The sequence below is a fragment of the Dyella psychrodurans genome (genome assembly GCF_003363265.1).
Taxonomy (GTDB): domain Bacteria; phylum Pseudomonadota; class Gammaproteobacteria; order Xanthomonadales; family Rhodanobacteraceae; genus Dyella_B; species Dyella_B psychrodurans.
This window is the reverse complement of record NZ_QRBF01000001.1, coordinates 1,288,699-1,307,404: the sequence shown is the minus strand read 5'-3', so window position 1 is coordinate 1,307,404 and position 18,706 is coordinate 1,288,699. Positions and strand designations below refer to the sequence as shown.

Genomic DNA, 18,706 nt, shown 5'->3' with positions numbered 1-18,706 from the left:
GGCGGGTAAGCGTATGGCGCTCCCGCCTGACTCCAGAAGCGGCCATCACGGCCACTCTTATAAGAGCCCGTTCCACCAAGGGCTTCAATAGCGGGAAACCCGCGGGAAACCGGCCATAACGGACCGGTTTTTCATAACAACAGACAAGAGAGTCTCATCATGCGTCACATGAAATCCGGGCGTAAGCTCAACCGAACCAGCAGTCATCGCGAAGCGATGTTCAAGAACATGGCCTCGTCGCTGATCAAGCATGAGCTGATCCGCACGACGCTGCCGAAAGCCAAGGAACTGCGCCGCATCGCCGAGCCGCTGATCACCTTGGCCAAGGTCGATGGCGTGGCCAATCGCCGTCTGGCGTTTGCCCGTCTGCGCGACAAGCAGGCCGTCGGCAAGCTGTTTGTGGAAATCGGCCCGCGTTACCGCGAGCGTCCCGGCGGCTACCTGCGTATCCTCAAGTGCGGCTTCCGTCCGGGCGACAACGCACCGATGGCGTATGTCGAACTGGTCGATCGTCCGCGCACTGAAGCGGTCGACGCCGAATAATTTAGTCGAGCGTCGTTTGGACGTCCAAATACAAACCCTGGTCGGGCAACTGACCGGGGTTTGTGCTTTTAGTTCCTATGAGTTTGGCCCTACTGACAGCGTGTCGGCGAGCGGGTAATGTCAACGCTCCGTCCCTACCCACAAACGCCTGCCATGAATCCTCTTCGCTGGTCGTACCGCGCCAGTTTCTTCGTCGGTTTCCTGATCTGTGCGGCCCTGCTGGGCTTTGCGCTCTATGCTGAACACGTATGGGGTATGGAGCCGTGTCCGTTGTGTATCTTCCAACGGATTGGCTTTATCGTGATGGGCGTTTTCTTCCTGCTGGGTGCCTTGCATGCGCCGCGCAGGGGCGGCCGCTGGCTTTACACCGGGTTCGTCCTGCTGGGTGCGCTGTTCGGTCTGGCGGTGGCGGGGCGTCATCTGTGGATCCAGTCGCTGCCCCCCGATCAGCTTCCGTCCTGCGGCCCCAATCTGGCTTACATGATGGACGCCTTCCCCTTCGCAAAAGTGCTCAAAATGGTGTTCACCGGCTCTGGCGAATGCGCCAAGATTCAGCCGATTCTTGGTCTGCCGATGCCATTCTGGACGCTGTTGTGGTACATCCTTTTGTCGGTGTGGGCTATTCGCGCGACCCTGCAGCGAGCACCCCAGAGATTGCGGTTATGACCCAAGCAGTAAGCACCAAGCAAGACTCTCCCTGTTGGACCCCGACGTCCTGGCAGCAACGCGTTGCCCTGCAGCAGCCGCACTACGAGGACGCTGCCGAACTCGCTCAGGCGATCGGAGAGCTGACGCGTCTGCCGCCGCTGGTCACGTCTTGGGAAGTGCTTTCGCTGAAGCAGGCGTTGGCCGAGGCGCAGGAAGGCAAGCGTTTCCTGCTTCAGGGCGGCGACTGCGCGGAGAGTTTCGCCGACTGCACCAGTCCGATCATCTCCAACCGTCTGAAAGTGCTGCTGCAGATGAGTCTGGTGCTGGTGCACGGACTCAAACAGCCGGTATTGCGCGTGGGACGCTTCGCCGGCCAGTACGCCAAGCCGCGCTCGGCAGACACCGAGACGCGGGATGGCGTGACGCTGCCAAGCTTCCGCGGCGACGTGATCAACGGCCCTGAATTCACCGCCCAGGCGCGTCGTCCCGATCCGCAGCGTCTGATTCGCGCACACGCCCATTCTGCGCTGACGATGAATTTCGTACGTGCACTGATCGACGGCGGTTTCGCTGATTTGCACCATCCCGAGTATTGGGATTTGGCATGGGTCGAACATTCACCGCTTGCTGCGGAATACCGTCGCATGGTGGCGGGCATTGGTGATTCGCTGCGTTTCATGGAAACGCTGGCCGGTCCGATTGCCGGGTTCACGCGTGTAGATTTTTTCACTTCGCACGAAGCATTGTTGCTGCATTACGAACAGGCCACTACGAGACAGGTTCCGCGCCACCGTGGATGGTTCAACCTCTCCACGCACTTCCCGTGGATCGGCATGCGCACCGCCGCGTTGGATGGTGCGCACGTGGAATATTTTCGCGGCATTAGCAATCCCATCGCCGTGAAGGTCGGCCCATCCGTTACGCCGGAGCAGCTGTTGCCGTTGATCGATGCGCTCAACCCTGAAGATGAACCCGGGCGCCTCACGCTCATTCATCGCATGGGACATGCACAGGTCGCCAAGGCACTCCCACCTTTGCTCGAAGCCGTGAAACGCGAAGGGCGGCGTGTGCTATGGGTGGCCGATCCGATGCATGGCAATACCGAAAGTACGTCGATCGGTTACAAGACGCGTCGCTTCGACAACATCCGCGGCGAACTCGAGCAGGCGTTCGACATTCACGATGCCGCCGGCACGCGGCTGGGCGGGGTCCATTTGGAACTGACCGGCGAAGATGTCACCGAGTGCATGGGTGGCGCACGCGACCTGAGCGAAGCCGATTTGCAGCGCGCTTATAAGTCGATGGTGGACCCACGTTTGAATTACGAACAATCGCTGGAGCTGGCGATGCTGATCGTGCGCAAATCCGTGCATGTGAATCGATAGCGCACCGAGCAATCTGTCCATGCCTCATCGTCATTCCGGCCTAGGCCGGAATGACTGCAAAGATGGGTTCCTGACGCTTAATGGCTCGCCGCGGCAATCGGCGCATACGACTTGCCATCCACCGTTTCCAAGAACTTGGGCGGTTGCCACGCGTGCGTATGCTGCTCAAAGCCATAAGCAACGGAGATCAGCGTGGGCTCGCTCCATTTCGTACCGAAGAACACGATGCCGACGGGAAGGCCATGCGCCCAACCTGCCGGAACGGTGATCGAGGGATAGCCGGCCACCGCTGCCGGCTGCGAAGCGCCGCCTATCGTGGGATTGCCGCTCACGATGTGATCGCCGAGCACCAGATCCGTCATGTATGCCGGTCCCCACGAGGGCGATAGCAACGCATCGAGGTGATTGGCCTGCAATGCGGCATCGATGCCTTGAGGACCCGAGAGCTGCTTGGCTTTCGCCAGCGCATCGGTATATGCCTTGTCGGTGAGCGGTCCTTTAGCCTGGGCCTGTTCAAGCAATTCCTGGCCGAACCACGGCATCTCCCGATCCGCTTCGCGTTGGTTGAAGGCAATCAGGTCGGCGAGCGTTTTTACCTGCAGACCCGTACGATTCGCGAGATATGCGTTGAGATCGTGCTTGAAGTCATACAGCATCACGGTCATCTCGGGATCGCCCAGATCCGCCAGATGCGGCAGCGTGACCGGATCGACGATGATCGCGCCCTGCGCTTTCATGGCGGCGATGGCTTCATCGAGCACTCGGTCGGCATTGGGTTCGTTACCGGCGAGCTGTCGCACGACACCGATGCGTTTGCCACGCAAACCATTCGGATCCAGGAAGCGGGTGTAATCGGTGGCGTGTTTGTCCGCATCGGCCGTGGCAGGGTCATTGGAGTCGCTACCCGCCATCGCGCTAAGCAGAATCGCTGCGTCCGTGACGTTGCGGGCCATCGGCCCCGCCGTGTCCTGATTGTGGCTGATCGGAATGATGCCGCTGCGGCTGACGAGGCCAAGCGTAGGTTTGATACCCACGATGCCATTCATCGACGCGGGGCAGATGATCGAACCATCCGTTTCCGTGCCTACGGCCACAGGAACGAGCCCTGCCGCAACGGCGACCGCGGAGCCTGAGCTCGATCCGCACGGATTTCGATCCAGCGCATAGGGGTTGCGTGTCTGTCCGCCGCGACCCGTCCAGCCGCTGCTGGCGTGGGCGGAGCGGAAGTCCGCCCATTCGCTCAGATTGGTCTTGCCCAGAATGACCGCGCCGGCATTGCGCAGCCGTGTCACCAACGCGGCGTCTTTGGGGGCCGGCGCATCGGTCAGTGCAAGCGAGCCGGCAGTGGTGAGGGTGTGGTCGCCCGTATCGATGTTGTCTTTCAGCAATACGGGGATGCCATAAAGCGGGCCGTGCGATGCGCTGTGTTTTTTGTCGAGCGCGGCGGCAAGTTTCAGCGCATCAGGATTCAACTGCAGCACGGAACGCAATGTCGGGCCGGATTGATCGATATGCCGGATACGCGCGATGTCATCCTGGACCAGCGTCTTGCTGCTCAATTTGCCCGCATCCATTTGTTGTTGCAGCTGGGTAACGGTTTGCCACGTCACCCCACCATTGTCCTGGGCGGCAAGCGGAATGACAGGTGCAAGGGCAAGCGCTAATGCGGTGCACAGCAGCGACGAACGGACCATGACGACCTCCAAAGAGAATCCGGATAAGGGTTGTGGCACGATGCCGCAGCATAACCGCACATGACGCGGTTGGCGCACGAAGCCACCCTATACTCCGCGCATGAAGACAACCGTCTTGCCGATGTGCTGCCGCCTCGCCATGCCGTGGGTGCTCCCGCTGGTGTGTATGGTTGTTGGCGGCCTAGCCCATGCCGATCGGCCCTCGGTGCCGGATACGCTGCAACAACGCATTGCCGCCTGTACGACTTGTCATGGTGCGCACGGGGAGGGTTCTCCGGGCAGCGGTTTTTTCCCGCGTCTGGCCGGAAAGCCGGCCGGATACCTCGCACTGCAAATCCAGAACTTTCAACGTGGGCTCCGGAAGTACGCACCGATGGAGTACACGGTGCGCCAGCTGAGTCCTGAGTACATACGCGAGATAGCCGAATACTTCGCCGCGCAGCAGGTACCGTATGAGCGCCCTCCCGTTCCCGATCTTGCACCATCGTTTCTGCGGCGCGGCCAGCAGTTGGTCACCACGGGCGATCCTGCGCTCAAGGTGCCACCGTGCCAGGCGTGCCATGGCAAAGCGCTGACCGGCACCGAGCCCTCGGTACCGGGGTTGGTCGGTCTGCCCTACGACTACATCAGTTCGCAACTTGGCTCCTGGCGAACCGGCACGCGCGCCTCGGCGGCACCCGATTGCATGGCCACGATTGCCAATCGTCTTACGCCTGCGGACATCACTGCTGTCGCGGCGTGGCTGGCCAGCCATGACGTGCCTGCGGATACGCATCCGCAACCCGCCGGTTCCATCACGCCGCCTTTGAGTTGCGGTGTGCTTGGTGGCCAGGGAGGCGGCACATGAAGCGTCTGTTATGGGTTCCCGTCGTCCTGATCGTGATGGCGCTTGCGGCGTGGTGGTGGCAATCGCACAGATCGAACACGGCATCTGCGGCAGCGGAAGATCCCGCGATCGCCGCGATGCTGAAGGATTCCTCCACCATCGCCAAAGGCCGTTATCTCGCCACGGCCGGCGACTGCACGTCGTGTCACACCGCGCAAAGCGGGCAGCTTTATGCGGGTGGCCGCCTGTTGCCTACGCCATTCGGCAATATTCCGGCATCCAACATCACGCCCGATCCCGATACGGGCCTCGGGCATTGGCGCTTCGACGACTTCTGGCGCGCCTTGCACACGGGGGTCGGCCGCGACGGTGAACTGCTTTATCCCGCGTTTTCCTATACCTCGTTCACCAAGATCACGCGCGAGGATGCAATAGCGATCTTTGCCTATCTGAAATCCTTGCCGTCGATTCATGAGGAAACCAAGCCACTGGGCCTGAGATTTCCCTACAACGTACGCGCCGGTCTCGCGGCGTGGCGCGCGCTGTACTTCAAACCTGGCGTCTATCAAGCCGATCCGGCGCATCCGGAATCCTGGAACCGTGGTGCCTATCTGGTAGAGGGGCTTGGGCATTGCAACGAGTGCCATGCGCCACGCGGCGCATGGGGCGGCGTGGAGAAGGGCGCACAGCTGTCTGGGGGGCGCATTCCAGGCATGGACTGGTATGCGCCGGATCTAAGCACGCAGGCACACGGTGGTTTGCAGGGATGGAGCAAACAGGACGTCGTCGATTTGCTCAAAACAGGTCAGTCGTCCAAGGGTGTCGCGTTCGGGCCGATGGCGGACGTCGTTGCAAACAGCACGCAGTATCTGAGCGACGAAGACTTGCAGGCCATCGCCGATTATTTGCAATCGTTGCCCGCGCGCCCCGAGCCCATAGCCGAAAAGACAAGCTTCGACAGCAAGCCACTGGTCGATCAAGGCAACAGCATCTATGTGCAGCGTTGTGCGAGCTGCCATGGCAACGACGGCCAAGGCGTGCCGGGTGTGTATCCGCCGCTGGATGGCAATTCGTCGGTCCTGGAACCCACCGGCATCAACGCTACACGTGCGGTGCTGCTGGGTGGATTTGCGCCTGTTACATCAGGCAATCCGCGTCCGTATTCCATGCCGCCTTATGCGCAGCAGCTGAGCGATGCGGAAGTGGCCGCCGTCGTCACCTTTATCCGGCGGTCCTGGTCAAACCACGCGCCCGCAGTGCAGGAGCGTGATGTGATCAAGTATCGGCATACGCCGATGGACTGAAATTATTTGGGCGAAACGGGCTGCGCAGATTTGTCGTTGCCAGTGATGTTCACCTGCTGCCCCTCATACAACGAATCGGGCGGATTGAGCACGATCCGATCGTTGTCGCTGAGGCCTTCCGTCACCTCCACCGTGCCGCCGAAATCGCGACCAAGAGTGACCGGCTGCAGGTGAATGCGCTGCTGCGCATCGACCAGCGCCACGCGAAGTCCTTCACCGCGGAACATCAACGTGTTGGCAGGCACGATGAAATCATGCGTGGCTGTGGACAGTCCCAGCTTGACATTGGCGTAGACGCCGGGCACCAGCACCTGGCTCGCGTTGTCCACGTCGATTTCCGTGCGCAGTGTTCGCGTATTCGGATCGAGCGCTTCGGCGGTGCGCGCCACGGCACCGGTGATGGGTTTGGCGCCGTAGGTGTTGAGGCTCACCTGCGCCGGCATGCCGATACTCACGCTCGCGGCAAAGGTTTCAGGTACATCCACGTACACGCGAAGCTTGCTGGTGTCGGAGATCACGAACAGGTTGCTGCCCGTGGACCCCGCATCGACCAGCGCACCGACATCGAGATTGCGCTGCGTGATCACGCCATCGAAGGGCGCGTTGATGTATTTGAAGTCCTCCAGATTCTGCAGATGCGCCACGTTGGCGCCATCCGCTTCCACAGTCGCGATGTCGGCCTTGTATTGCGCCTCGAATTGATCGGCTGTCTGTGTGGCGATCAGGCCCTGGGTGACGAGCTTGTTGTAGCGGTCCGCAGTGATCTTGGCGAAGTTCTCGTTCGCCTGGTCGGTGCGCATCTGCGCCTTGCCTTGCAGCAATTGGTTGTCGACGTCGGGGGTGTCCAGATCGGCCAGTCGCTGGCCCTTCTTCACCTTCGCACCGATATCCACGTACCACTTGGCCACGTAGCCGGTGGTGCGTGCGTAAATCTGCGCATCCTGCCAGGAGGCAACCGTGCCGGGCAGCGTCAGATCCTGTTGGTTCGGTGCCGATTTGGGCGACAGGGTGGCAACGCTGGCGATGGCATTGCGATCGGTGGCTTCCGTCAATTCATGGCGTGCATGCACGCGCTTGATGATGCCGAAGGCGCCCAGTCCGACCAGTACAACGCCGAGGCCGATAAGGATGAGCCGCGCACCATGCGATGGGTGGGCGGAACGATGAGGATCGGGAGCGTGTGCGCTGGACATATTCGGAATCTCAGGCGGCAGCCGCACCACGGCGCGCCCTGCGGTGCCGGTGCAGCAGACTGAAGAAGGTAGGTACGAAGAAGAGCGTCGCCGCAGTTGCCAGCAGCAGGCCGCCGATCACCGCGCGGCCGAGTGGTGCGTTTTGCTCGCCGCCCTCGCCAAGGCCCAATGCCATGGGCACCATGCCGATGATCATGGCGAAGGCCGTCATCAGCACCGGGCGAAAGCGCGCAAAGCCGGCTTCGACGGCGGCACGCACGGGATCGTCGTGATGGCTGAGTCGTTCACGCGCGAAGCTGATCACCAGGATCGAGTTGGCCGTGGCCACGCCCATGCACATGATCGCGCCCATCAGAGCGGGCACGGAGAGTGGCGTGCCCGTGAGGAACAACATCCAGACCAGTCCGGCCAGCGCGGCGGGCAGCGCCGCGACGATGATGAGCGGGTCGAGCCAGCTCTGGAAATTCACCACGATCAGCAAGTACACGAGAATGATCGCAAAGGCGAGCCCACCCAGCAGGCCTCTGTAGGAGGCCTGCATGGTTTGCACCTGCCCGCGGACATCGATGTTGACGTCGCGCGGCAAATGCTTGGAGTGTTCATCCACGATGCGTTGTACATCGCGCGCGACGCTGCCCAGGTCGGTCTGGTCGACAGATCCATACAGATCCATCGTAGGGCGTGTGCTGTAGTGGGTCACGATGGCCGGGCCCGTGCTGCGCGAAAAGCTGGCCAGGTTCTCCAGGATCTGGCTCGACGCGCCACCGCTGGATGCGCTGTTTGTGGCTGCGCTCGAACCGGTACTGTTGATGGGCAGGTTCTTCAGTTCCTGCAACGTGTCAATACGGTATTGCGGCGCCTGCGTGGCGACGGAGTAGCTGATTCCCGTTCTGGGATCGACCCAGAATGTCGGATTCACCTGCGTGGAGCCGGCCAAGGCCGTGAGCAGGTTGCTCGCCACGTCCTGCGTGGTCAAACCGACCAGGCTGGTGCGCGTGCGGTCCACGTTGATGTTGATCTGCGGGAGATTGAGCGCTTGCTGGATGCGCAGATCGACCAGCCCCGGCACGCGCAGCAGATCGCCATACAGTTCCTGCGCAACCTTCGCCGATGCGTTCGCGTCGTGGCTCGACACTTGAACGTCGATGGGCGCGGGCGAGCCGAAATTGAGGATCTGTCCCACCATGTCCGCAGGCAGGAACGCGAACACCACGCTGGGATATTTTTCCTTCAGCTGTTTGCGCAGGCTGCGCACGTAATCGACCGTGGGATGGTGATCTTCATTGAGCGTCACGAAGATATCGCCGTCCGATGTACCAACCACGCCGGTATTGCTGTACGAAAGGTTGATGCCGCTGTAGGGAATGCCGAGCGTGTCGACAATGCTGGCCAGCTCCTGGTTCGGAATGGTGCTTCGGATCACGCTCTCGACGCCGTCGGCGAGCCGTGCCGTTTCCTCGATGCGCAAACCGGTGGGGGCGCGGAAGTGCAGCTTGATCTGGCCGCCATCCACATAAGGGAAGAAGTCGCGCCCGAGCCAGGGAACGAGCAGGCTGACCGACAAGATGCAGGTGGCGAAGAACAAAATCGCGAACAGCCCGCGATGACGTTCGGTTGTTTCCAATGCGTCACGATAGCCTTCGCGAATCCGTTCGAAATGCCGTTCGAAGCCTTGCTGGAATCGGCCGAGAGCTCCTGTCGGCTGTGCCTCGTGATCGTGCTTCTGCAGCCAGTACAACGACAGCGTAGGCACCAGCGTTCTGGATAGCACGTACGAAGCGAGCATCGCGAACACCACGGCTTCCGCCAGCGGCGCGAACAGATACTTCGCCACACCGCCGAGGAAGAAGATCGGCACGAACACGATACAGATCGACAGCGTCGACACGAACGCTGGCACCGCAATCTGGTGCGCGCCTTCCATGATCGCGTCGTAGACTTCCTTGCCTTCTTCCAGATGCGAATTGATGTTCTCGATCGTCACGGTCGCGTCGTCGACGAGAATGCCGACCGCCAGCGCCAGGCCGCCCAGTGTCATGATGTTGATCGTCTCGCCCAGCGCCGACAGCGCGATGATCGAAGCGAGAATGGACAGCGGAATCGAGATCGCGATGATCAGCGTCGAGCGCCACGAACCCAGGAACAGCAGGATCATCAGGCCGGTGAGGCTCGCGGCGATCACGCCTTCGCGAATCACTCCGGAAATCGCGGCGCGCACGAACAGCGACTGATCCGACAGCGCGTGGATATCGAGATTTTGCGGCACGGCGGCGCGGATGGCCGGCAGCATGCCTTTGAGCGTATCGACGATATCCAGCGTGGACGCGTTGCCGATCTTCAGGATCGACATCAACACGGCGCGCTGTCCGTTGACGCGAACCACATTCGTCTGCGGCGGCGAACCATCGTGCACGTGCGCAACGTCGCGGATGTAGGTGGTGATGCCGTTGACGGTGTGAATCGGCGCGTTGTTCAGCTCATCGATTTGCTGCGGACTGCCGTTCAACTTCACGCTGTATTCGGTGTCGCCGATCTTTTCCGTGCCGGCCGGAAGAATCAGGTTCTGATTGCCGATGGCGGTGACGACATCGCTGGGCGACAAACGATGCGCGAGCAGCGCTTGCGGATTGATATCCACCTCCACCTGGCGTTGCTTGCCGCCATAAGGGTAGGGGGTGGCGGCGCCGCGCACGGAGGTGATGAAGGTGCGCACGATCTGGTTGGCGTCGTCGAAGATCGTGGTTTCCGACAGATCTTTCGATGACAGCGCAAATTGCAGCACCGGTACGGTCGATGCGTTGTAGACAAGGATCAGCGGCGGCGTGGTGCCTTGCGGCATCGACCTCAGCACTGTCTGCGAAATCGCGGTGACCTGCGCCACCGCCATGTCGATCTTCACGTTCGGCTGGAAGAACACCTTGACCAGGCCGACACCGTTGAGCGATTGCGTTTCGGTGTGTTCGACGTCGTTGACGGTGGTGGTGAGCGAACGCTCGAAGCCCGTCACGATGCGATTGTTCATGTCGTCGGCGGGCAGGCCGGTGTACTGCCACACCACCGAAACCACGGGAATGTCGATGTTCGGAAAGATGTCGACCGGCGTACGCAGAATGGCTAGCGGACCGAGGATCAGCAGCAGCAGCGCCAGAACGATGAACGTGAGCGGGCGCTCAAGCGCAATTTTGACGATCCACATAACCGATGGTTTCCATCAGCCCACGAGCGGGCAGCGCGCCGCAGAAAGGGACTGACATAAGGGGTTGCCGGGAAAATAGTAGCCTAGACAATTTTTCTGACGGCAACCATATGCCAGAGGCAATGCGTTTTTTCGCACGTATTTGCGGGTTTCAGGACAAGGCGCTTCGCTTAGTCCGCTGTCATGACAACCGCGACGAATTATCGTGCGTCGAAAATTCCTGCATCCTGATCGTCCGAGCCATCAACGTGGCCAGTTCCGTCCATGGTTCCAGACTCCAGTGGCCACGCGCCTGACCCGACGGCGACGGCAGCACGAACAACTTAGTACTGCCGAATACCTGTTTCTGCAAACCGTAGTGGACATCATTTCCCAGCACGGCGCGCGCCGCGTTTTTGCTCGTGAAGGCGAGCATGCCCGGGGCGTACCGTTCGATCTTGGACAGAAGCCCCGGAACGTCGAAGGCCTCCTTGGGTAGCTCGTCGTCGTTGCCGGCATGGCGCTTGGCCAGGTCGGTAAGCCCGATGTCCCAGTCGGGCAGCAGCGGGAATTCATGCGGCGCGAGCAGGCGCGGCGTCAGGCCCGACTGGAACAGCGCGCGCCAGAACAGGTTGCCCGGGTGGGCGTAATAGGCGCCCTCGGCGGCCGAGCGCTTGCCGGCGGCCGTGCCGCAGAACACCAGTCCCAGTCCGGGGCGCAGGATGTCGGGCAGGATCGATCGTGTGCGTGGCATCTCACTCAACCTGAAAAACCGGGCCCGGCGCTGTTTCGGGGTCTATAAGCCATCGCCCGGGGAGGGCTCCAGGGTATGAGCATGCCCTCACTTTACCGAACGCGGGAGTACAGCTAGCTCTGTGCGTTGCGCATCGACATGCCTTGCGTGCAGCCGCTATAAAGGTTGCCTGAAATTGGGGATGTCGGTGAGCGAAGAAATCTTGATCAATGTCACCCCACGCGAGACGCGAGTCGGCGTGGTGGAGAACGGCATGCTGCAGGAACTGCATGTCGAGCGAACGTCGCGGCGAGGGTACGTCGGCAACGTCTACAAGGGACGGGTCCAACGGGTCATGCCCGGCATGCAGGCCGTATTCGTGGACATAGGCCTGGAGCGCGCCGCGTTCCTGCACGCCTCCGACATCGTCCGACCGCCCATGCCCGATGGCGCCGAAGTGCCGGCTGGAGGGAATACCAGCGGCAACGGCCACATGCCGTCGATCAGCGAACTGGTGCACGAAGGCCAGGAGATCGTGGTGCAGGTCGTCAAAGACCCCATCGGCACCAAGGGCGCGCGGCTGTCCACGCACCTGTCGATCCCTTCGCGCTACCTGGTACTGCTGCCGCACGCCCGCACACTGGGTATTTCCACGCGCATCGAGGACGAGGCCGAGCGGCAGCGTTTGAAGGATGTGCTGACCCCGCTCATCGGGGAAAACCCGCTGGGCTACATCGTGCGCACCAATGCGGAAGAACAATCCGCCGAGTCGCTCGCGTTCGACGTCACCTATCTGGGCAAGGTGTGGCGCGTCGTCCAGGAAAATATCGCGAAGGCCAAAGTCGGCGAGCGTGTCTACGAGGAACTTTCGCTGCCGCTGCGCGCACTACGAGATCTGCTCAACGAGGATATCGAGAAAGTGCGTGTGGACTCTCGCGAGACCTTCGAGAAAGTCGCCAAGTTCGTGCACAAGTTCATGCCGAGCCTGGACGATCGTGTCGAACACTATTCCGGCGAGCGCCCGATCTTCGACCTGTACGGCGTGGAAGACGAAATCCAGCGTGCGCTGCGCAAGGAAGTGCCGCTGAAATCCGGCGGCTACCTGATCGTCGACCAGACCGAGGCCATGACCACCATCGACGTCAACACGGGTGGCTATCTCGGTACACGCAATCTCGAAGAGACCGTTTACCGGACCAACCTCGAAGCAGCCCAGGCCGCGGCACGCCAGCTCAGGCTGCGCAACCTGGGCGGCATCATCATCATCGACTTCATCGACATGACCGACGAAGAGCACAAGCGGCAAGTCATCCGCATGCTCGAAAAGGGCTTGACCCGCGATCATGCCAAGACCACCGTCTACCCGATGTCGCAACTGGGGTTGGTGGAGATGACGCGCAAGCGCACCACCGAAAGCCTGGAGCGCCAGCTGTGCGAGCCGTGTCCGGCCTGCATGGGGCGAGGCACGGTGAAGACGGCCGAAACCGTCACCTATGAGATCTTCCGCGAGATCACCCGTGCCGTGCGCCAGTTCAATGCGCAGAAGTTGCTGGTCATGGCCAGTCCCAAGGTGGTCGGCCGCATCCTGGAGGAAGAGTCCACGGCAGTGGCCGAATTGGAAGAGTTCATTTCAAAAAGCATACGCTTCCAGGCCGAGGAGCATTACTCACAGGAACAGTTCGATGTCGTACTGCTTTGACGCTGGCCGTCGGTGAGCACCGCGTTGCAAAAATGGGTGCGCCGGATAGGGCGCGGCCTGGCCTGGGTCGTGGGTGTGTTGGTCATTGCGCTGGCGGTAAGCGCCGCACTCGCGCAGTTGCTGCTGCCGTTGCTGGCCCAGCATCCGGAATGGGTGGCCGCGGAGCTCAGCAGCAAACTTCAGCAGCCGGTCACCTTCGCCTCGTTGCAGGGGCGATCGGAGCCTTCCGGCCCGCGCTTCGTCATGCGTGGCGTCACTATCGGATCGAGCGCCGGCGGCAGTCCGCTGCATGTACCCGAGGTCGACCTGAAACTGGACTTCGGCGGCTGGCTGTTTCCGTCGCGGCATCTGTTGAACCTGCAGGCTCATGATCTGGAACTGGATCTGACGCGCGACGCCAACAGCCAGTGGCACATCAATGGCATCGGCGTAGCGGGCGGTTCGGAACGTCAGAACATTTCGTTCGGCCGGCTTTCGATTGAGCTGTGGCTGGACAATCTGCGCGTCGACATCAACGATCAACTGCTGAGCCAACGCTACACGGTGATCGCCGACCAATTGCGCCTGACGCATCAGAGCGACCACGTTCGCGTGGGCGCGCGCGTGCATCGCGTGGGCGCAACGGGCGAGTTGCAGGCGGCAGGCCGTTTTCGCGACGACGGTGCCGGCGGCAAGTTTTGGCTGGCTGCGCAGAATGCCGACCTGCACGGCCTGGCAGCAGGTTTCGGCCTCGGCGGGTACACCATCGACAGCGGTCGCGGCGATTTGGCCGTCTGGATGGATTGGAGCCACGACCAGATCGTGCGCGAGCTGTTCCAGCTCAACGTACGCGATCTGTCAGTGACCACTCCGACAGGTGTCAAGGCAAGCGTTCCCGCCCTCGGTGGTCTGGCGGAACTCAGCCGCCGCGAAGACGGCTACGCCCTGCGCTGGGCCGACAACGACGGCGGCGCGCTGCGCGTGGATATCAACCATCTCGGTACGCCGCAGGGCGATATCGCCGCCGTGGCCAGTCAGCTTCAGCTGGCGCCGCTCCTGCCGTGGCTTGGACTGAAGCCAGGGCTATCACCCGGATTGGCGCAGTGGTTGGCCGGTGGGCAGGCGCACGGTGAGCTGCAACACGCCGTGTTCCACTGGAATGCGGCGACGGGCTTGCAGACCCTGGACGCGACGTTCGACAACGTAGGCATTGCGCCGATCGGCAAACTGCCGGGCCTCGATCATCTGCGCGGCGAAGCACGCGGCGATGGCGAAGCGGTGTCGCTGGAGGTGCCTGCGCAGGCTGTCACCATCAGCTTCCCGCATACCTTCCGCAAGCCCTTCGTCATGAGCCAGCTTGCCGGCGACTTTGCAGCATGGCGCGACGAGGATGCCACGCATATCGGCGTGGCCGACATGGATTTCGAAGGCGAAGCTTACGGCGGCAACGCGCAAGGCGAAGTTCAGCTGCCCAGCGATGGCGGGCGCCCGTTCCTGGACCTGTACATTGCGCTCACGCACGCCGATGTCTCGGCGGCCAAGCTGTTCTGGCCGATCGATTCCATGTCGCCCAAGGCCATCGAATGGCTGGACCAGGCGTTTGTAGCCGGCAAGATGGACAACACCGCCGTGCTGGTGCGCGGCAGTCTTGCGAATTGGCCGTTTCACCACAACGAAGGCCGCTTCGAAGCGCGCACCGAGCTCAACGATCTCACGCTCAGCTACGGCAAGGATTGGCCTGTCGCGCAGCATATCCAGGGCGTCGCCAATTTCATCGATGCGGGCATGGTGGTGCAGACCACCAGCGGACAATCGCTGAATGTGAACGTGAACAACGCCGTCGCGGTGATTCCCGAATTGGCGCATGCCACGCTGGATCTCAACGTCAACGGAAGCGGCAACGCATCGGACATGCTGAATTTCGTCGGCAGCAGTCCCATTGCAAGAAAGCAGGCCGACGCGCTCGCCAAGATCAAGCTCGGCGGTACCGGCAGTTTTGATTTCCATCTGTCGCTGCCGATGAAGGACATGCACGATTTCCTGCTCGACGGGAACGCGCAATTCAAGGACGTCGATTTCAGCGCACCGGACTGGCATTTGCAGGTGGACAAGCTCAACGGACCGGCTACCTTCGATGCGCACGGTTTTCATGCGGGTCCATTGGCGGGTGGATTTCGCGGCGAACCCTCGCAGCTCGATCTGGCGATTGCCGGCGCCACGGGCGATCCGAACACCGTCGTGGCTGCGAAGCTGAGCGGCAACTACACCGTTCCCGAACTCATTCAAGGTTATTCGCAACTGAAGTGGCTGGGCGACATTGCTACGGGTCGCAGTCAGTTTACTGTCGGCTATCAGATTGCACATGCCACCGACGACGCGCCAGGCGCGCAGACGCTCAGCATCGATTCGCCGATGACCGGCGTTGCGTTGAACTTCCCCGTGCCGCTGAACAAGGCCGACGACGACACCGATCTTCCCTTGCACCTGACCATGAGCCTTCCGATGGCGGGAAGCAATTTGCAGTTGGCACTGGGATCGGTCATGAGCGGGCGCATGCGTTTGCCAGTGGACAATCAATCGCCCTTGGCGGCAACGTTCGCGTTTGGCAATCAGATACCCGACAGCCTTCCGGTGAAAGGCATGCGCATCCGTGGCGATGCGACGCAACTTGACGTTACCGGTTGGGTTCGGCAATCCATCGGCGGCAGCGCCAGCAGTGGCATCGGCCTGGAGACCATCGATGTCACGACCGAACACGCACAGGTATTCGGCCGCGACTTCGCGCAAATGCATATCTCGGCGGCGCCCAAAGGCGACACGCTTGAATTGGATGTGGATAGCGCCGCCGCAGCCGGCCATTTCAGCGTACCGACCGTGTCGCTGGCCAAGCGCGGCATTACTGCCCGCCTGCAGCGCATGTACTGGCCTAAAGAACCGACAATGCCAGCCAAGAAGCCAGGTGCTGCGCCTGTGCCCGTAAGCGACCCGGCCAATACGGGCATTGATCCCATAAGCATCTCACCCCTGCATTTCTGGGTGCATGACCTGCGCCTGGGCGATACCAAACTTGGCGACGCACGCCTGGAAACGTGGCCGACGGCCTCTGGCATGCACATCGATGAACTGTCCACGCATTCCAAGAGCGTGCAGATCAATGGAAGCGGCGATTGGAACGGGTCCCCCACCAAGAGCGCGACCCGTTTGCACGTGAGCTTCGATGCCAACAATCTGGGCGACATGCTCAATGAATTCGGATACGAAGACATCTTCCAAGGTGGCAAGACACACGATGAGCTCGACGCCACATGGCCCGGTGGTCCGTGGGCTTTCGAACTCGGCAGCATGGACGGCACGCTGAAGGTGAACGTCACCAACGGACTGATTCCGAAAGCATCGCCCGGTGTCAGCGGACGATTCTTCGGACTCGCGTCAATCGCCGAATTCCCGCGCAGGTTGTCGCTGAATTTCAACGACGTGTTCGGCAAAGGGTTTGCCTTCGATTTGATTAGCGGCGAATTCCAGCTGAAGGACGGCAACGCCTACACCGACAACGTGAAGATTCATGGACCTGCGGCTGAAATCACCATCACCGGTCGTACCGGGCTGCACGCTCGCGACTACGACCAGCAGGTCGTGATCCTCCCGCACGTCGGGAGCAGCCTGCCGGTGGTGGGCGCGGTCGTCGCCGGCCCGATTGGCGCGGCGGCGGGTTTTGCGGTGCAGGGTGTGCTGGGCAAGGGTTTGAGCCACATGGCCGTTCAGCGCTACACCATTACAGGCAGCTGGGACAAACCCGTGATCACGTCGGGCGGCGCCGAGAAGCAGGCGGCTCCTGCTGCGGCCAGTTCCGCGCCGGCGCCGGCGAGTGCGGCTTCGACGGCACCTGCCGTGTCCGGTGCTGCTAAGCCGGCGAATCCCTGATTTTTCGGCTGTGCACTTTAAGCCGCGGAATTTGCCCATAATTCGTTAGTTCACACGCAACGCAACGGTAGCCCCGAATGAATTCCCTGATTGCACAGGCCGAGAGCCGCCTCCTTACCCCTGGTGGATTGGCGACCGGTGACCTCGACCGTGTGTTCACGCAGCTGATGGGGCCGTCCATCGATGCGGCCGACCTCTATTTCCAGCACTCGCGCAGCGAGTCCTGGGTGCTGGAGGAAGGCATCGTCAAGGATGGCAGCCATTCCATCGAACAGGGTGTGGGTGTCCGCGCCATCAGCGGTGAGAAGACCGGGTTCGCCTATTCGGACGAGATCGTGTTGCCGCAGCTGCTGGAAGCGTCCAAGGCTGCACGCGCGATCGCCCAAGGCGGTCATGGCGCAGGCAAGCCGCTCGCCTTGCATGGCGGCAAGGCGCTGTATCCAGCCATCGATCCGGTCGACAGCCTGCCCAATCCCGACAAGATCGCCGTGCTGCGCGAAGTCGATGCGTATGCACGCGCGCGCGATCCGCGGGTGCAGCAGGTGATCGTCAGCCTGAACGCGACGCTCGATACGGTGCTTGTCGCCGGATCGGACGGCACGCTCGCGGCGGATGTGCGTCCGCTGGTGCGCTTGAGCGTGCAGGTGATTGCGGAACAGAACGGACGTCGCGAACAAGGCTATGCCGGTGGCGGCGGTCGCTACGGTTATCGCGAGCTGCTCGAAAACGGTCGTGCGATGGCGTTTGCCGACGAGGCCGTGCGCCAGGCGCTGGTCAATCTCGATGCGATCGATGCGCCGGCCGGCACGATGACCGTGGTGCTGGGCCCGGGTTGGCCCGGCGTGTTGTTGCACGAGGCCATCGGCCACGGCCTGGAAGGCGATTTCAATCGCAAGGGCAGCTCGGCCTTCGCCGGTCGTATCGGGCAGCGCGTGGCGGCGCCCGGTGTCACGGTGGTCGACGACGGAACGCTGCCGGGCCGTCGCGGTTCGCTCAGCGTCGACGACGAAGGCACGCCGACCGAATGCACCACGCTGATCGAGGACGGCATCCTCAAGGGCTACATGCAGGACAAGCTCAACGCGCGCCTGATGGGCATGGCGCCCACGGGCAACGGTCGCCGCGAGTCGTTCGCGCAGTTGCCGATGCCGCGCATGACCAACACGTACATGCTAGCCGGCCAGCACGATCCGCAGGAGATCCTCCGCTCGGTGAAGAAGGGCTTGTACGCCGTGAACTTCGGTGGCGGCCAGGTCGACATCACCAACGGCAAGTTCGTGTTCTCCGCCAGCGAGGCCTATCTCATCGAGGACGGCAAAATCACCGCGCCGGTGAAGGGCGCGACGCTGATCGGCAGCGGTCCGGATGTGCTCACGCGCGTGTCGATGATCGGCAACGATCTGGCGCTCGACGAAGGCATCGGCGTGTGCGGCAAGGAAGGGCAGAGCGTGCCGGTGGGCGTCGGTCAGCCGACCCTGCGTGTTGAAGCCATGACGGTGGGCGGCACGGCATCCTGATTCTTGCTCCCTCCCCTGCGAGCAGGGGAGGGTTGGGGAGGGGTTACGCAATCTTGCGGAAGAGCTCGACCCACTCCCAGCCTCCCCCT

Annotated in this window: 12 protein-coding genes; 8 read left to right on the top strand and 4 right to left on the bottom strand. The window is 61.8% G+C overall.

All coding sequences use genetic code 11. The features are described from left to right. The first annotated feature begins 159 nt into the window (after positions 1-159). The 3 genes from rplQ (at position 160) to DWU99_RS06225 (ending at position 2,576) form a co-directional block, all read left to right on the top strand. The gene (gene rplQ / locus DWU99_RS06235; RefSeq protein ID WP_115477091.1) at positions 160-543 is read left to right on the top strand and encodes a 50S ribosomal protein L17; all 384 of its coding nucleotides are present in this window, start codon (positions 160-162) and stop codon (positions 541-543) included. Positions 544-696: 153 nt separating this feature from the next. Then, positions 697-1,209, top strand: a complete 513-nt coding sequence (locus DWU99_RS06230) for a disulfide bond formation protein B (RefSeq protein WP_115477090.1) — start codon at positions 697-699, stop codon at positions 1,207-1,209. Further along, positions 1,206-2,576, top strand: a complete 1,371-nt coding sequence (locus tag DWU99_RS06225; protein WP_115477089.1) for a class II 3-deoxy-7-phosphoheptulonate synthase — start codon at positions 1,206-1,208, stop codon at positions 2,574-2,576. The genes DWU99_RS06230 and DWU99_RS06225 overlap by 4 nt, the downstream gene beginning before the upstream one ends. A 77-nt stretch (positions 2,577-2,653) precedes the next feature. Here the strand turns inward: DWU99_RS06225 and DWU99_RS06220 are convergent, their stop codons facing one another. Further along, positions 2,654-4,270, bottom strand: coding sequence for an amidase (locus DWU99_RS06220; RefSeq protein WP_115477088.1), 1,617 nt, complete (start codon positions 4,268-4,270; stop codon positions 2,654-2,656). 166 nt (positions 4,271-4,436) lie between these two features. Between DWU99_RS06220 and DWU99_RS06215 the strand changes: the two genes are divergently transcribed. Together DWU99_RS06215 and DWU99_RS06210 are read left to right on the top strand one after the other, a co-directional pair. Next, complete coding sequence (locus DWU99_RS06215; RefSeq protein ID WP_233510925.1) at positions 4,437-5,117, top strand: c-type cytochrome; 681 nt, start codon at positions 4,437-4,439, stop codon at positions 5,115-5,117. Then, positions 5,114-6,400 carry a cytochrome c gene (locus DWU99_RS06210; protein ID WP_115477086.1) on the top strand — a complete coding sequence of 429 codons (1,287 nt, stop codon included), beginning with the start codon at positions 5,114-5,116 and terminating at the stop codon, positions 6,398-6,400. Before DWU99_RS06215 ends, DWU99_RS06210 begins: the two co-directional genes overlap by 4 nt. Positions 6,401-6,402: 2 nt before the next feature. On the opposite strand, the gene DWU99_RS06205 is transcribed toward DWU99_RS06210, so the two are convergent. The 3 genes from DWU99_RS06205 to DWU99_RS06195 all read right to left on the bottom strand — a co-directional run bounded on the left by DWU99_RS06205 (position 6,403) and on the right by DWU99_RS06195 (position 11,522). Next, positions 6,403-7,593 (bottom strand): efflux RND transporter periplasmic adaptor subunit, encoded by a 1,191-nt coding sequence (locus DWU99_RS06205; protein WP_115477085.1) that lies wholly within the window; start codon positions 7,591-7,593, stop codon positions 6,403-6,405. A gap of 10 nt (positions 7,594-7,603) precedes the next feature. Continuing rightward, the gene (locus tag DWU99_RS06200; protein WP_115477084.1) at positions 7,604-10,789 is read right to left on the bottom strand and encodes an efflux RND transporter permease subunit; all 3,186 of its coding nucleotides are present in this window, start codon (positions 10,787-10,789) and stop codon (positions 7,604-7,606) included. A 181-nt stretch (positions 10,790-10,970) separates the two neighbouring features. Next, on the bottom strand, positions 10,971-11,522 hold the full coding sequence (locus tag DWU99_RS06195) for a mismatch-specific DNA-glycosylase (protein WP_115477083.1): 552 nt from the start codon (positions 11,520-11,522) through the stop codon (positions 10,971-10,973). 187 nt (positions 11,523-11,709) lie between these two features. Between DWU99_RS06195 and rng the strand changes: the two genes are divergently transcribed. The 3 genes from rng (at position 11,710) to tldD (ending at position 18,617) form a co-directional block, all read left to right on the top strand. Further along, entirely contained in the window at positions 11,710-13,200 is a 1,491-nt protein-coding gene (gene rng / locus DWU99_RS06190; protein WP_115477208.1) for a ribonuclease G, read from the top strand. A gap of 12 nt (positions 13,201-13,212) precedes the next feature. Then, complete coding sequence (locus DWU99_RS06185; RefSeq protein WP_115477082.1) at positions 13,213-17,100, top strand: YhdP family protein; 3,888 nt, start codon at positions 13,213-13,215, stop codon at positions 17,098-17,100. A gap of 77 nt (positions 17,101-17,177) precedes the next feature. Further along, positions 17,178-18,617, top strand: coding sequence for a metalloprotease TldD (tldD, locus tag DWU99_RS06180; protein ID WP_115477081.1), 1,440 nt, complete (start codon positions 17,178-17,180; stop codon positions 18,615-18,617). Positions 18,618-18,706: the final 89 nt, after the last annotated feature.